Raw genomic sequence first — 15,347 nt, forward strand, 5'->3', positions numbered from 1 at the left:
ATACCGCAAACCCAACTCATGAACACGGGAGCACGCGGCCGGAAGGGAGACGTAACGGGACGCGGACAGACGGCGGGTGAGATCCCATGAGCGGGAGCCCGTACGCACCGCACACGTCGGCGGAAACCGACGAGATGCTCGACGTCATCGGGGTCGACAGCGAGGAGGCGCTGTTCGACGTCCCCGACGACGTCGCGTTCGACGGAGCGTTCGGCATCGAACCCCGAACCGAACGGGAGATCCGTTCGGAGTGTCGACGAACGCTCGCCAACAACGACGACCTCACCGAGTTCCTCGGCCGGGGACACTACAGTCACTACGTGCCGAGCGTCGTCGACCACCTCTCGGATCGAGCGGAGTTCATCACGAGCTACACGCAGTACCAACCGGAGATCACGCAGGGGTTCCTCCAGGCGTTGTTCGAGTACCAGTCGATGCTCGTCGAGCTCACCGGGCTGTCGGTCGCAAACTGCTCGATGTACGACGCGGCGACGGCGCTCGCCGAGGCGGCGACGCTGGCGGACCGCGTGCGATCGACGTCCGGCGACGTCGTTCTCGTTCCCGAACACCTTCGGGAGGGAAAGCGAGAAGTACTCGAGAACTACTGTGCGGGTTCGGACCTGGACGTCGAATCGTATCCGATGGCCGACGGCAACGCCGACGTCGATGCGATCGCGGAACGGGTCGACGACGACGTCGTGATGGTGTACGCCGAGAACCCCACCGTTCGCGGGTGTATCGAGGAACGACTGGCGGCGATCGGCGAGCTCGCCGACGACAACGACGCGCTGTTCACGCTGGGCTCGGACGTCGTCGCGCTGTCCGTGCTTCAGGAGCCGGCGAGCGTCGGAGCCGACGTCGTCGTCGGCGAGGCGGCGGCGCTTGGACTCCCCGCAGCGTACGGGATGGGCCTCGGGATCTTCGCGTGCTCGGACGAGTTCCTGCGACAGGTTCCGGGGCGGCTCGTCGGGGCGGGCGAGGACGCCGACGGGGACCGCGCGTACACGCTCACGCTCCAGACCCGTGAACAGCACATCCGCAAGGAGCGAGCCACCTCGAACATCTGTACCAACCAGGCGTGGGTCGCGCTCCGCGCTGCGATCCACGCGGCGACGCTCGGGCCGGACGGCCTCGTCGAACTCGCGAACGACTGCGTCCGTGAGGCTGAGTCGCTTGCCGCCGAGATCGACGAGCTCTCGGGCGCGTCCGCACCCGTCCACGACCGCCATCACCTTCGGGAGTTCACCGTACGGACCGACCAGCCGGCCCCCGCCATCGCGGGGGATCTCGAGGAGAAGGGGTTCGCGGTGCACATCCTCGACGATCACCTCCTCGAAGTGTGCGTCACCGACCTGAACGCCGACCGCACGGACGATCTGGTTGCCGCGTTCACGGAGGTGCTGTAGATGAACCACGACCAAGCCCGATACAGCCGCGAGGCGGAGGCGATCCACGAACCGCTGCTCTCGGAGAAGAGCGAATCGACCGTCGACGTCGACGAGTCGTCGCCCTTACCGTCCGATCTGACGCGTGAGGAGCTCACGCTGCCGAGCCCCTCGGAGCCGGAAGTCACGCGCCACTACACCCGGCTCTCGCAGATGAACTGGTCGATCGATTCGGGCCCGTACCCGCTTGGGAGCTGTACCATGAAGTACAACCCCAAGTTCATCGAAGACGTCGCCGCTGACCCGAACGGTGCGGTCCACCCGGACCGATCGCCACGCTCGATCCAGGGCACCCTCGAACTCCAGTATCGCCTCCAGCGATTCCTCGCCGAGATCGGCGGGATGGACGCGGTGACACTGCAGCCGCCCGCCGGCGCTGCCGGCGAGTTCACGGGGATCCTGATCGCGAAGGCGTATCACGATCACCACGGAAACGATCGGTCGGAGGTCATCATCCCCGCGTCGGCACACGGGACGAACTTCGCGACGGCTGCGATGGCGGGCTACGACGTCGTCGAACTCCCGGCGAACGAGAACGGGCGCGTCGACGTCGAGGCGCTCGAAGCGGCCGTGAGCGATGACACCGCCGCGTTGATGCTCACGAACCCGAATACGGTCGGGCTGTTCGAGCGCGACATCTCGGAGATCGCCGACATCGTCCACGACGCCGGCGGCCTCCTCTACTACGACGGCGCGAACCTCAACGCGCTGCTCGGTCGGGCTCGACCGGGAGACATGGGGTTCGACGTCATGCACTACAACGTCCACAAGACGTTCGCGACGCCTCACGGTGGTGGTGGTCCGGGGGCTGGCCCGGTCGGCGTCACCGAGGAGCTCTCGGCGTTCCTCCCGGCGCCGTGCGTCCGCGAGGTGAACGGCGGCGATATCGGCTACGAGCCGTTCGAGCCCGAACGATCCATCGGAAAGGTACACGGGTTCACCGGGAACTGGCTCGTCCTGATCAAGACGTACGCGTACATCGCGCGGCTCGGCGATGAGGGGCTCGCGGACGCGTCCGCGAAGGCCGTCCTCAACGCGAACTACCTCGCCGAACGCATCGATCTCGACGTGCCGTACGGGCCGTTCCACCACGAGTTCGCCGCGACGTCCGGCGACCGGGACGCCGCCGACGTCGCGAAGCGAATGCTCGATTTCGGCGTCCACCCGCCGACGACGAAGTGGCCACAGATGGTTCCGGAAGCGATGCTCACCGAACCGACCGAGATCGAGAACAGGTCGTCGCTCGACGACCTCGCCGACGCGTTCAACGCGGCGTACGGCGACACGGACGAGGCGCTGGAGTCCGCGCCGAACCGGACGACAGCGAAACGGATCGATCAGGCGGCGGCCGCACGGAACCCGCGGCTCTCCTGGCAGGCGCTCGACGACGAGAAGACCGAGTAGCGTCGGACGGTCGTCCCTTTTCGACCGATCGACGATATCGGGATGTCGGATGCCGTTCCGTATGTTCCCTCTTCACACGGGACGGGACGTCTCGCATCGCTTTTCACCGCCCGTCTCCCAGCGAGGATAATGAGTTATCGGATCGGCCTCGTCGGCAAGCCCTCCGTGGGGAAGTCGACGTTTTTCAATGCTGCGACGATGAACGACGTGCCCGAGGGCGCGTACCCGTTCACCACGATCGACCCGACCGTCGGCGAGGCGTACGTCCGCGTCGACTGTGCCGCCCCGGAGTTCGACGAGACGTGCACGCCGAGCGTCGGCGTCTGCGAGGAGGGAACGCGGTTCGTCCCCGTCAAACTCGTCGACGTCGCCGGGCTCGTTCCGGGCGCACACGAGGGTCGCGGGCTCGGGAACCAGTTTCTCACCGACCTCAACGAGACCGACGTCCTGATCCACGTCGTCGACTTCTCCGGGAAGACGGACCTCGAGGGCGAGGCGACGACCGGCCACGATCCGCGCGAGGACATCGACTTCCTCGAGGAGGAGCTCGACGAGTGGTACCTCGACGTCCTCGAGAAGGGCATCGAGAAGTTCGAGACCCGGTATCACGGCTCCGACGCCGCGATCGAAGCGGAGCTCGCCGAGCAGATGTCGGCGTTCGGCATCACCAAAGACGAGATGAAACAGGTCGTCCTCGCGGAGGGGCTGGATCTCGATCCGGAGACGTGGGACGACGAGGACCGGGCCGAACTGGCTCGCGAGATCCGCAAGCGAACGAAGCCGATGGTCGTCGCCGCCAACAAGATGGACACGCCGGAGGCGCAGGCGAACTGGGCGGAGATCACCGCGGACACGGAGTACGAACACCTCTCGTTCGTGCCCGCGAGCGCGCACGCGGAGAAGGCGCTGAAAAACGCCGACGAGGCTGGCGTCGTCGAATACACGGCGGGCGACGCGTCGTTCGACGTCGTCGGCGACGTCTCCGACGAACAGGCGGCCGGGCTCGACGCGATCGCGTCGTTCGTCGACGAGTACGACGGAACCGGCGTCCAGCGAGCGCTGGAGGCGGCGGTGTTCGACGTGCTCGGCTGTATCGCGGTGTTTCCCGGATCGGCGAACGGGTCGAAAGACGAGAAGGGCGTGTTCCGCGACTGCTTCATCCTCCCGGAGGGGTCGACGACCGAGGACTTCGCGTTCCACATTCACTCGGACATCGGCGAGGGGCTCCTGCACGGTACGGACTGCCGGAGCGGCCGACAAGTGTCGAAGGGCCACCAGCTCACACACCGCGACGTGATCGAGTTAGTCTCGACGAAACAGCTCACGGCGTGAGACACAAAGCGGCATCGCGAAACGACCGGCACACTGGGCGCTGAGCGAGGCGAGCGTCGTCGTCCGACGGCCCGATTTCGCCGCCCGTCATCGTCCTCACGAACCGTCGGTCGGCCTCTCGTACGCTCCCGACCGCGTCAGTCGTCGGCGGTCGTTGCCCCGTCATCGACGCCGCTGTCCGTGTCCAGGTCGTCGGCGACGGCGTCGATGCGCTCGCTCGGGATCGTGCCGTCTTCCCGAAGGTCGCGGGCGTCGTAGTACTCCTGGATCGCCGCGTCGAGGTCCGGGATCTCGTACGGGAGTCCGTCATCGTCGACGTCTTTCCCGCGTCGGTTGTTGAAGTGACGTTCGCGTTCGACCGTTTTCGCACCGATCGAGAGGAGTTCCTCGTACGGGCGATCGAGCAGCGTCGCGAGCCGGTCGTCGGTGACGTAGTCGCCCGCGAACGCACAGACGATCGCGGAGTCGCGGACGGCGTTGCGGTTCTCCAACTCGACGAGCGTCTCGGACTTCCCGAGCGTCCCCTCGGGGTCGAGGTCGCCGGCGTACTCCGGCGAGAGCATCCCCGCGTACATGTGGTCCCCGCCGCGGTTCGCGACCGCGTACGAGAGCCCCTGTCCGTGCAACACTCGACCGTCGTGGGCCGCGAACTCCATCCCCTTGACCGTGTAGTCGTCGACGCCCAGCTCCTGGTGTGCACGGTGGACTCCCTCCGCGAGCAGGTCCGCCAGCCCGTCACCGTCCTCGCGGTACGCGATCCGCTCGGTCACCTCCCGGGCCAGTTCGGCGTTCCCGAACTCGTCCTCGCTTTTGAGGTAGGCGGCGACGGTGACGCCCGCGGAGATGGTGTCCATCCCGAGTTCATCACACAGCTGGTTCGCGCGCATGACGTCGACGATGTCGCCGACGCCCTGACTGGAGCCGAACGCGTATACCGTCTCGAACTCCGGTCCCTCGGTCTCGACGCCCGTTTCCTCGTCGCGGGTCGGGAGCTTGCAGGCGTACGCACACTGCGAACAGGCCTCCGTTTTGTACTTCTTCGCTTCGACGGCGTCACCGCCGATCGCTGCCGCGCTCTCGAAGGAGTACTCCTCGAAGTACCGCGTCGGCAGCGAGAAGTTCTCGTTGATGAACTCCGTCCCGCCGGTCGTTCCCTGCCGTTTCATTCGGTCATCGGCGGTCGCCGCCTCGCGGTGAACGTCCATCGCCGGCGGGTCCGGGACCTCGATCCGCGGGTGTGCGTCTCCCTCGAAGGTGACGGCCTTGACGTTCTTCGCGCCGAGTACCGCACCGAGTCCGCCGCGCCCGAACGCGCGTGAGTCGAACGTCATCACGGAGGCGTACCGCACGAGGTTCTCGCCCGCTGGACCGATCGCGATGCAGTGTTCCGGGCCGAGGTCTCGAGTCTCCGAAACGTGCTCGGACACCTCGGGGACCGTCGATCCTGCCAGCTCCGGAACGGCCTCGAACTCGACGGCGTCGTCCGTGACGTGTGCGATCAGGAGCTCGTCGCTCGCGCCGACGACCTCCAGCGTCGAGATACCCGTCCCCGCGAATTCACGGGAGAGATACCCGCCGGCGTTCGTCGAGACGAGTCCGTCGGTGAGCGGTGAGAGCCCGGTCATGGACATCCGGCCGGTGAAGGAGGTCGTGGATAGCTGGAACGGACCGGTTGCGAGATACGCACGGTTCTCCGGCCCGAACGGGTCGGCGTCGAACGGTATCCGATCGTGTGCGAGCGCGGTTGCGACGCCACGTCCGCCGACGTATCGTTCGAGCAGTTCGTCGATGTCGGTTCGCGTCGCCGTTCGATCGGAGACGTCGAGCGTGAGGAGCGGCCCCTCGGCGTGAAGCATGGTCGTGGTTGCGAGCGGAGCATCATAGCTCTGGCCTCGGGCGGCGAGCGAGCGGGATCGGTGCACTCGCTACGATTTCCCGGCGTACGCTCGCGCGGACGCCACGAGTCGATCGAACGCGCCGCTCGCGGCGTGGCGGTGCGCGTACGTCCCGACGGTTCCGTGCTCGCGAAGTCCGTCGTGGTCGCCGTCGATCCCGTCACCGCGCTCGACGGCGAACGCGAACCGTGCGTCCGAATCGACGTCGACCGCCCCGTCGGTCGCGGAGTGGACGGAGCCGAGCGCGTGGCTCGAGTAGTGGAACTCGTGACCGCGGTGTTTCTCGCCGGCTGTCGCGGTCGTCCCGTCGTCGAGCGCGCGGAGTTCGACGTGATCGAGCGCTTGATACCGGTCGTGCATTTCGACGTCGCCCGGAAGGACCCCGGCCATGTCGTAGGTCGTTCCACCCGTCGTCGTGAGCGACTGCGACAGCGCCATCAGCCCGCCACACTCCCCGAGGACGGGCAGCCCGTCCGCGGCTCGGTCGGCGAGCGTCGAGAGCGCGGGCGACGCCGAGAGCGCCTCGGCGTGGTTTTCGGGGTAGCCGCCGGGGAGGTACACCGCGTCACAGTCGGGGAGGTCGTCGCCGGCGACCGGGGCGAAGGTGACGACGGTCGCGAGATCGCGGAGTCGCGTGCGGGTGGCGGGATAGACGAAGCGGAACGCGTCGTCGAGGGCGACAGCGACGGTCGGCTCCCGGTCGTCGCTCGAGGCGGTTCCGGCCACGTTCGTCGTCTTGGCGGATCTCGACGGCGTGCCCGTCTCGGCGGATCTCGGCGGCGTGCACTCCCGTGCGACCCGTCCGATCGCCTCCCCGTCGACGTGCGCCGCGGCCGCGGCGATCGCTTCGTCGGGTATCGGAGCCTCGTCACCCATGTGTAAGCCGAGGTGTCGATCGGGGATCTCCAGATCCGAGAGCGGTGGGACGCGACCGAGCCACTCGATCCCGTTCGGGAGCGATTCGCGGATACCCGCCTCGTGACGACCACCGTGTGCGCGGGACGCGACGATGCCGACGACGTCGACGGTAGGGCGCTCCACGGCACGCGTGACGTCCGTCGGGAGGTCGATGTGGGTCGCGTACTCGCGGAACCCGAGCGCGGTCGCACCGACGCTCTCCATCCCGGCACTCGCGTCGACGACGAGCACCACGGGGAGACCCAGCGCCGCCGCGGTGGCGGCAGTCGAGGTTACGGACCCGTCGTACAGCCCCATCATACCCTCCACGACGGCGAGTCGGTCGCGGCGATCGGTGCCGACGCGTCCGTTCCGTTCGGAACCGTCGTCGGCAGCGCGCCGGAGGTTGCGCCGGATCCCGTCGACGCCCTGCATCCACGTATCGAGCGTTCGAGACGGACGACCGAGAGCGGCCGCGTGATGGCTCGGATCGATGTAGTCGGGACCCGCCTTCGCGGGGACGGGTTCGTAGCCGGTCTCGAACACGGCGCGTGCGATCGCGAGGGTCGTAACCGTCTTCCCCACCCCGGACGCGGTTCCCCCGACGACGATTCCGTTCATCGCTCCGATACCGCGGGTCGGTTCCGACGTCGTCGTTGCATGGACTCTGGTTCCGAACGGGTACGGATAAACCGTCGTATCGCTCGCCGGCTGCGAGGGAGCGATCGTCCCTCGACGGAAGGCTGTGGTCGTAACGCGTCCGACACGAAGCGTCCGACACGAAGCGTCCGATACGGGATGTGACGGTACTCGATCCGACGCGGAGCGTTTCGGAGTCTCGATCGGAGAAAAAGTACGAGAGGAGGTTATAAACTCTGTCGTAGATTCTAAATGAATTATAAACGATCACGAAGAGTCGGTGAACGGTTCTCAATCGACGTTATTGGACGTTAATCGGGGTGAATACGTCGCAACGCTCTCTCCCTTATATGATGTCGGCGTTCCGTGTCGAGAGCGAGGCAGGTGACCTCGATGTCCAACGAAACGTCCCACTCGGTCCCACGCACGACACGCACGATGAAACGAACGACGACGCGGATCGGTAGAACGACGATGCGGATCGGTACGGTGCTCTCCGACCGGTTCCGTCGCCTGACCGTCGTCGGGGTTCGCGCTCTCGCCTTCTGGGCTGCGGTGTTGCTCCCGATCGCGTACGTGCCCGCGCTGTACGGCCTCGCGTGGTTCGACGGTTCGTGGAGCTTCCTCGCTCTGCTCGCGGTTCACATCGCGTGTGTCGTGGTCGGCCACGAACACAACCATCCCTCCGAAGGCGACGGCACACACGGCGGTGTCCGCGCATGAGTACAACGACGAATTCCACGGAAGCGTCGCGAAGTGCCTCCGAAAGCGAAAGCACCGCCTCGAAAGCCGAGCGGTTGGCGTCGTTCCTCCGCTCCGAGGCGTCCGACGGCGAGACGTACTTCAAAGCGAAGTTCATCGCGGACGACGTCGACCTCTCGCCGAAGGAGATCGGCGCGCTGATCGTTCGACTTCAGGGCTCGGTTCAGGACCTCGAGATCGAGAAGTGGTCCTACACCGGCGCGACGACGTGGCGGGTGACCAGCCAGTAGCGACGACACGCGAGTGGCGACACGCGAGCGACAATGCGTGATCCGTGTGGGTAGTTAACAAAGAATTATCCTGACGGATTTACAACGATCGTATATGGCAGTTGACGACCCGCCACGACGAGACGTATCGGCGGCGGCTCTTGGCCACGGACGCACTGACGTGCCGGAACACGACGATCTCGCCGACGATCTACGGGAGCGAGTCGATGGCGATGTCGACTTCGACGAGTACGCCCAGGTGTTGTACGCGACCGACGGAAGCATCTACGGAGCACGCCCGGCCGGCGTCGTGACGCCCGAGTCAGTCGACGACGTTCGGGCGACGGTCGACGTCGCGGCCGACCACGGAGTTCCGGTGCTTCCGCGCGGTGCCGGATCGTCGCTTGCGGGACAGACCGTCGGCCCGGGCTGTGTCGTGCTCGACTTCAGCGTTCATATGGACGATATCGTCGACGTCGATCCCGACGGTCGTCGAGCGACCGTTCAGCCGGGGGTGGTTCAGGACCGACTCGACGATCGGCTCGCGGAGTACGGGCTCAAGTTCGCACCGGATCCGGCCTCGTCGGGACGTGCGACGATCGGCGGCGGGATCGGGAACAACTCGACCGGCGCTCACTCGGTTCGATACGGCATCACGGACGCGTACACGGAGGAACTTCGCGTGGTGCTCGCGGACGGGTCGCTGATCCATACGCGAGAGATCCTCCTCGACTCTCCCGAGTACGACCGAATCGTCGAGGGAGACGATCGGGAGGCCACGATCTATCGGACGGTCCGCGGACTCGTCGAGGAACACGAGACGGAGATCGAACGGCGGTATCCCGAGCTGAAGCGATGCGTGTCCGGGTATAACCTCCACAAGGTGATCTACGAGAACGACGACGGTGACCGCGCGATCAACCTCTCGAAGCTGTTCGTCGGTGCCGAAGGAACGCTCGGCGTGATCGTCGAAGCCGAGGTGTCGCTCGTGACGAAGCCGGCGTCGACCGCGCTTGCCGTCTACTGTTTCGACGACCTCATTGCTGCCATGCGGGCGGTCCCAGTAGCACTGGATCTCCCGGTCTCAGCCGTCGAGTTGATGGACGAAGAGGTGTTCTCGCTCGCCGCCGACTCGGAGGAGTTCGCCCAGTACGCCGAGCCGATCCCGGACGGGACCGCCGCCGCGCTGATGTTGGAGTGGGACTCGGAGCTCGTCGACGAGTTCGAGGCGGCCGTCGCGGCGGCGACCGACCTGTTCGTCGACGACACGAGTTCCGAGGGAGACGCGTTCCACGTGTTAGAGGGGTACACTGACGAGGCACAGCGTGACCTCTGGAAGCTCCGAAAGGCGGCCATTCCGCTGTTGATGTCGATGGAGGGTGACGCGAAGCCGTACCCGTTCATCGAGGACGCCTCGGTGCCGCCCTCGGAGTTGGCCGAGTACGTGAGCGAGTTTCAGGACGTGTTGGCCGACCACGGGACCTCGGCCGCGTACTTCGCGCACGCGGGGTCCGGTACCCTCCACATTCGACCGATCCTCTCGCTCAAAGACGCCGACGGGATCGAAACGATGCACTCGATCGCCGACGACGTGACGGATCTCGTCGTCGAACATCACGGTGCGTTCTCCGGCGAACACGGCGACGGCCTGGCACGTACCGAGTTCAACCCGAAGATGTACGGCGAGCATCTGTGGAGCGCGTTCCAGGAGGTCAAATCCGTCTTCGACCCCGAGTGGCGAATGAATCCGGGGAAGGTAGTGTACGTCGACGAGGACACCGCGACGGAGCGCGAGTACCCGGAGACGGCCGCCGAGACCGATATGCGCGAGCATCTCCGGTACGGGGCGTCGTACCAGTCCATCGAACCGGCGACCACGCTCGACTTCTCGGCGGAGGGCGGGTTCTCACACCTCGTCGAACTGTGTAACGGCTGCGGGACGTGCCGACAGACCGACTCCGGGACGATGTGCCCGACCTATCGCGCGTCGAGAGAGGAGATCCAGACGACCCGCGGGCGGGCGAACATGCTCCGTGCGGCGATAAGCGGCGAGCTCGACGCCGAGGAGATCCACACCGATCGGTTTCACGGGGAGGTTCTCGACCTCTGTCTCGGATGCAAAGGGTGTCAGAGCGACTGTCCGACCGGCGTCGACCTCGCGAAGCTGAAAGCGGAAGTCAAACACGACCATCACCAGCGGGACGGGTCGTCGATCCGCGAGCGACTGTTCCGGGACATCGACCGCTATGCTGCACTCGGGAGTACGCTCGCACCGCTTTCGAACGCCGCAACGGCGGCCCCCGGGACGCGGACGCTCATGGAGAAACTGGTGGGAATCGCTCGAGAGCGGACGCTGCCGACGTTCCGCCGTGAGACGCTGGTCGACTGGTTCGACGGGCGGGGCGGGACGACGGTCGCTCCCGAGGATGCGGACACGTCGGTCGTGCTGTTTCCGGACACGTACACGAACTACAGCAACCCGGCGGCGGGGAAAGCTTCGGTGCGCGTGCTGGAGGCGGCAGACGTCCACGTCGACGTTCCAGGCTCGCTCGCGGCGTCCGGACGAGCGGCGTTCTCGATGGGGTTTCTCGACACTGCTCGCGACCGTGCGGCGAGGAACGTCGACGCGCTGATCGATCGAGTCGACGACGGCTGGTCCGTACTGTTCGTCGAGCCCTCGGACGCCGTGATGTTTCAGGACGAGTACCTCGATCTGTTGGACGGAAACGACGTTCAAACCGTCGCAAACGCGTCGTACGGCGTCTTCGAGTATCTCGATGTGACGCGGACCGACGAACGGCTCGATATCGACGCCGACGTTGCGGCCGAATCGCTGGCGTATCACGGCCACTGTAACCAGAAGGCGGTTGGAACGGATCACCATACGGTCGGTGTACTGCGTCGAGCCGGCTTCGAGGTCGACCCGATCGACTCCGGATGCTGCGGGATGGCCGGCTCGTTCGGCTACGAGACGGAACACTACTCGATGAGCACAGCGATCGGTCGAATCCTCTTCGATCAGATCGATGCGAGCGATGGCGACCGCGTCGTCGCTCCAGGTGCGTCCTGTCGCTCCCAACTGTCCGAGCGGCCGGGACACGATCAGCCACCACATCCCGTCGAGGAACTCGCACGGGCAGTCGTCGATCCGAGTTGAGTGCGTCGCGGCTCCTGACGGTGCCAAATGATTCCTCTCCGAGTGCTTCGACTTGTGACCGTTGTGAGTTCGAGAGTCTGAGCGTCCGAGTGAGTTCGAGAGCGACGTGGAGGATCACAGTATGTGGAGGGACACACCACGTTTCCGGTGAAACGGGGGTTGGGGATGGTGTGGGTGGAGGGTTTCATGCCGGTATCGCTTTCGTATCGCTTTACCTTCGTCGTTGACTCCGATGTTTCGTGATCACGATCCCAGGACGATTAAGAAACTAATAAATAGTTGTTTTTCGTATCGACCACTAAACTAGCTGCAGACACATGTATATCGTCTGCAGAGTAGGATTTCACCGGAAATCCGGTGCGCACCGGATCTGGACTATTCACTTAGCAGCCCGATCAGACGTGCAGTCGCCGTTTCTCGATATCGCTATTAGTGTTTCAAGCGCTCCCCTGAATTCACCTCTTCATTGTTCTCACTTTATGTGGCCCTCCCTTCCCGTTGATCGTACCACACCGGGTTTCCGGTGAACTCCCGGTCGACAGTTCATCTCAAATAGCTATTTTTGCCTTAGTAGAGCCATCTCCATTCACGTTCCACCTACCTCCCACTCCATCCCACCTACCTCCCACTCCATCCCACCTACCTCCCACTCCATCCCACCTACCTCCCACTCCATCCCACCTACCTCCCACTCCATCCCACCTACCTCCCACTCCATCCCACCTACACCCCCACCCCACCTACACCCCACCTACACCCGTTTCACCGGAAACACGGTGTGTGTCTCAACACACCGAAAGCAGAACTCATTTCACCGGAAACACGGTGTCTCCCCTATGGACGCAGCGGACGACCTCTTTACCAGAGAGGATCCAATATTCGCAAACAAGGAACTCCTCGAGATCAGTCATCTCCCTGGAGAAGGACGGATCGTCGGCCGTGACGACGAGATATCCGACCTCGCCACGGCGGTGAATCCCGCGATCTTCGGACAGAGTCCGAGCAACGTGCTGATCTACGGGAAGACCGGGACGGGAAAGTCTCTCTGTGCCAAGTACGTCTCCCAACGACTCGTCAATACGGCCGGCGAGGAGGGCGTCAATGCGACGTTCGCCTACGTCGACTGCGCACAGGACACGACGGAGACACAGGCCGTCCAGACGATCGCCGAAGGCGTCAACGACCCCGATGCGACCGGGATCAACGTCCCTGATAAGGGACTGTCGACGTCGACGTACTACAAGCGACTCTGGCGGATCCTCGATCAACGGTACGATGTCGTCTTGATCATCCTCGACGAGATCGATAAACTCGACGACGACGCGATCCTCATGCAGCTCTCCCGTGCGGGCGAAGCCGGCAAGATCACCGACTGCAAGCTCGGCGTGGTCGGCATCAGCAACAAGATCCAGTACAAAGATCGGATGGACGAACGCGTCAAATCGAGCCTGTGTGAACGAGAGTTCGTCTTCCCGCCGTACGACGCGAACCAGCTCAGAGTGATCATGCAGGCCCGGTCCGACGCGTTCCACGACGACGTTCTCGAACCGTCCACGATCCCGCGCGCGGCCGCACTCGCCGCACGCGAACACGGGGACGCACGGAAGGCGATCGACATTCTTCGGTACGCCGGCGAGATCGCACAGGCGAACGGCGAACCGACGGTTCGTGAGGAGTTCGTCACACAGGCACGCGAGCGAGCGGAAACCGATCGGTTCCGAGAGCTCATTCGCGGGTCGACGCCCCACTCCCGATACGTCCTTCAAGCGCTCGCGCTTCTGTCGCTATCCAACGGGCGTCAAGACGGATTCAGAACGAGCCGTGTGTACGAGATCTACGAGAACATCTGTCGTCAGGAGGGCTCCGACAGCCTCTCGCTACGGCGCGTCCGTGACCTACTCAAGGAACACGCGTTCCTGGACATCATCGAACAGTCGAAACACAGCGGTGGGAGTGCCGAGGGGAGCTACACGAAACACCAACTGCTGGAGGACCCGGAAGTCGTAAAGGAAGTACTGACAGAGGACTCCGAGAGCTCCTAACACGACCTCACAACGCAGGTCGAAACGCTCCCGAGACGATCGAGAAGCCTCGATATGCCTCGAGATGCTTCCGGAAGCAACGAAGTTCTGAACGCACCGACTCGGATCGATACAGTGTGTCGATACTCGTGCGAGGACGCACGTTTGAGACGTCTAGGCGTACTCCTGCGACGTTTGAGTTCGCTATCCCAACAGGCCGAGACCCTCGATCCGCTCGACGATCTCCTCGACCGCTTCCTCGGCGTCGTCGGTACGCTTCCCGCCCGTGATGACGATCTTCCCGCTGCCGAACAGCAGGATGACGACCTCCGGTTCGTCCATCCGATAGACGAGTCCCGGGAACTGCTCCGGTTCGTACTCGACGTCCTCCAACCCAAGCCCGATCGCGAGCGCGTTCAGGTTGAGGTTGTGTCCGAGGTCGGCGCTGGAGACGATGTTCTGGACCGTGATCTCCGGGTCCTCCTCGACGGGAATGCTCAATCCACGGAGTTTCTCGAAGATTATTCCGAGCGCCTCGTGGACGTCGTCGATGCTTTTTGCACCCGTACAGACGATTTTCCCCGAGCGGAAAATAAGCGCAGCCGCTTTCGGCTCCTGGGTACGGTACACGAGTCCGGGGAAGTTGTCCGGGTTGAAGTCGGCTCCCGGGAGGTCCTCCGCGAGTGCTTCCAAGTCGAGTTCCTGACCGATGCCCGTCGATGCAACGACGTTCTGTATCTCGATCGAGTCTGCAGGGTTCGTCATCGTTCGCCTTTATATGTGTACCCCTCCCTTATAAACGCCCGTGTTATAAACTACCGTCAAACGAGACACGGTGACTCGACAGCGATCTGGCCGACGATTCGGTAGATCTCTACCCCGTTTCCATCGCCTCTCCGTGAGTTCGTCGTCGGAACGGACTGTGCGGGTCGCCTCGGAACGCGATCGATCCAGTACCCATACACGACCACTTCCCGTCTCACAGACCCTCGTCCCCGTGTGAACGTGTACCCATGAAACCGCATGACGAAGCGCCCCTCCTTCGACGGGGTTAAATACAACCCGGCCATCCGGATGAATGCGAAGGACGCCCCGGCGACGGGGGGTCACGGCCGGCCGCTCTGCGGCCGGTCGACGCGTTCCGACGCCCTTATCAGTACCAGGGCACTCGGGTCAAACGCGACAGAACGCACCCGCGAACGCGGCTCGTTCAACTCGAGCCGCATTCGCTGGATCCGACCGCACTCCGACGGGCTTATACTCGCTCGGAAACAATGGTCAGATCCGCAAAGATGAGGATCACGCCCCCTGCGCCCCGGCGTAAGCGGTGATCTGATGTGAGCCTTGGTAGTTCGGTGTCATCCGGGTCGCTGGATGCACTGGACACCAATATTGGACCATGCAATGGTGTTTTGACACGTCATCGTGTCAAAACCCGCCAACCCCCTCCGCGCCGGGAACCAGGCTCGGAGGTATTCATTCCGGTTGATCCTGCCGGAGGCCATTGCTATTGGGATCCGACTTAGCCATGCTAGTTGTACGAGTTCAGACTCGTAGCAAATAGCTCAGTAACACGTGGCCAAACT

General features: G+C 64.2%; 10 protein-coding genes and 1 rRNA gene. 8 read left to right on the forward strand and 3 right to left on the reverse strand.

All coding sequences use genetic code 11. The features are described from left to right. Positions 1-86: 86 nt before the first annotated feature. From gcvPA to ACNSN7_RS09820, 3 genes are all read left to right on the forward strand, one after another. The gene (gene gcvPA, locus ACNSN7_RS09810) at positions 87-1,406 is read left to right on the forward strand and encodes an aminomethyl-transferring glycine dehydrogenase subunit GcvPA (RefSeq protein ID WP_418282096.1); all 1,320 of its coding nucleotides are present in this window, start codon (positions 87-89) and stop codon (positions 1,404-1,406) included. Further along, positions 1,407-2,849 carry an aminomethyl-transferring glycine dehydrogenase subunit GcvPB gene (gene gcvPB, locus ACNSN7_RS09815; RefSeq protein WP_418282097.1) on the forward strand — a complete coding sequence of 481 codons (1,443 nt, stop codon included), beginning with the start codon at positions 1,407-1,409 and terminating at the stop codon, positions 2,847-2,849. It abuts the gene before it with no gap. A 129-nt stretch (positions 2,850-2,978) separates the two neighbouring features. Next, complete coding sequence (locus ACNSN7_RS09820; RefSeq protein ID WP_418282098.1) at positions 2,979-4,181, forward strand: redox-regulated ATPase YchF; 1,203 nt, start codon at positions 2,979-2,981, stop codon at positions 4,179-4,181. 137 nt (positions 4,182-4,318) lie between these two features. Here the strand turns inward: ACNSN7_RS09820 and ACNSN7_RS09825 are convergent, their stop codons facing one another. Further along, positions 4,319-6,037 (reverse strand): aldehyde ferredoxin oxidoreductase C-terminal domain-containing protein, encoded by a 1,719-nt coding sequence (locus ACNSN7_RS09825; protein ID WP_418282099.1) that lies wholly within the window; start codon positions 6,035-6,037, stop codon positions 4,319-4,321. Between the two features lie 69 nt (positions 6,038-6,106). Further along, on the reverse strand, positions 6,107-7,594 hold the full coding sequence (locus tag ACNSN7_RS09830) for a cobyrinic acid a,c-diamide synthase CobB (protein WP_418282100.1): 1,488 nt from the start codon (positions 7,592-7,594) through the stop codon (positions 6,107-6,109). A gap of 456 nt (positions 7,595-8,050) precedes the next feature. Between ACNSN7_RS09830 and ACNSN7_RS09835 the strand changes: the two genes are divergently transcribed. From ACNSN7_RS09835 to ACNSN7_RS09850, 4 genes are all read left to right on the forward strand, one after another. Then, a complete protein-coding gene (locus tag ACNSN7_RS09835; RefSeq protein ID WP_418282101.1) occupies positions 8,051-8,335 on the forward strand; it encodes a DUF8028 family protein in 285 nt (94 codons plus the stop codon). Further along, positions 8,332-8,604 carry a DUF7123 family protein gene (locus tag ACNSN7_RS09840; RefSeq protein WP_418282102.1) on the forward strand — a complete coding sequence of 91 codons (273 nt, stop codon included), beginning with the start codon at positions 8,332-8,334 and terminating at the stop codon, positions 8,602-8,604. The genes ACNSN7_RS09835 and ACNSN7_RS09840 overlap by 4 nt, the downstream gene beginning before the upstream one ends. A gap of 94 nt (positions 8,605-8,698) precedes the next feature. Further along, on the forward strand, positions 8,699-11,740 hold the full coding sequence (locus ACNSN7_RS09845; protein WP_418282103.1) for an FAD-binding and (Fe-S)-binding domain-containing protein: 3,042 nt from the start codon (positions 8,699-8,701) through the stop codon (positions 11,738-11,740). An 836-nt stretch (positions 11,741-12,576) separates the two neighbouring features. Then, the gene (locus tag ACNSN7_RS09850) at positions 12,577-13,782 is read left to right on the forward strand and encodes a Cdc6/Cdc18 family protein (protein ID WP_418282104.1); all 1,206 of its coding nucleotides are present in this window, start codon (positions 12,577-12,579) and stop codon (positions 13,780-13,782) included. Between the two features lie 183 nt (positions 13,783-13,965). Here the strand turns inward: ACNSN7_RS09850 and ACNSN7_RS09855 are convergent, their stop codons facing one another. After that, complete coding sequence (locus ACNSN7_RS09855; RefSeq protein ID WP_159485569.1) at positions 13,966-14,526, reverse strand: TATA-box-binding protein; 561 nt, start codon at positions 14,524-14,526, stop codon at positions 13,966-13,968. A 713-nt stretch (positions 14,527-15,239) separates the two neighbouring features. On the opposite strand from ACNSN7_RS09855, the gene ACNSN7_RS09860 reads away from it, so the two are divergent. After that, positions 15,240-15,347, forward strand: a 16S ribosomal RNA gene (locus ACNSN7_RS09860); the annotation flags it as partial.

Origin of the sequence: Halorubrum rarum, from assembly GCF_048380895.1 — an archaeon.
Classification (GTDB): domain Archaea; phylum Halobacteriota; class Halobacteria; order Halobacteriales; family Haloferacaceae; genus Halorubrum.

Excerpts from the sequence above, each read along its gene's own strand:
- gcvPA (WP_418282096.1), top strand. The coding sequence starts at position 87 with ATGAGCGGGAGCCCGTACGCACCGCACACGTCGGCGGAAACCGACGAG.
- gcvPB (WP_418282097.1), top strand. The coding sequence starts at position 1,407 with ATGAACCACGACCAAGCCCGATACAGCCGCGAGGCGGAGGCGATCCAC.
- ACNSN7_RS09820 (WP_418282098.1), top strand. The coding sequence starts at position 2,979 with ATGAGTTATCGGATCGGCCTCGTCGGCAAGCCCTCCGTGGGGAAGTCG.
- ACNSN7_RS09825 (WP_418282099.1), bottom strand. The coding sequence starts at position 6,037 with ATGCTTCACGCCGAGGGGCCGCTCCTCACGCTCGACGTCTCCGATCGA.
- ACNSN7_RS09830 (WP_418282100.1), bottom strand. The coding sequence starts at position 7,594 with ATGAACGGAATCGTCGTCGGGGGAACCGCGTCCGGGGTGGGGAAGACG.
- ACNSN7_RS09835 (WP_418282101.1), top strand. The coding sequence starts at position 8,051 with ATGAAACGAACGACGACGCGGATCGGTAGAACGACGATGCGGATCGGT.
- ACNSN7_RS09840 (WP_418282102.1), top strand. The coding sequence starts at position 8,332 with ATGAGTACAACGACGAATTCCACGGAAGCGTCGCGAAGTGCCTCCGAA.
- ACNSN7_RS09845 (WP_418282103.1), top strand. The coding sequence starts at position 8,699 with ATGGCAGTTGACGACCCGCCACGACGAGACGTATCGGCGGCGGCTCTT.
- ACNSN7_RS09850 (WP_418282104.1), top strand. The coding sequence starts at position 12,577 with ATGGACGCAGCGGACGACCTCTTTACCAGAGAGGATCCAATATTCGCA.
- ACNSN7_RS09855 (WP_159485569.1), bottom strand. The coding sequence starts at position 14,526 with ATGACGAACCCTGCAGACTCGATCGAGATACAGAACGTCGTTGCATCG.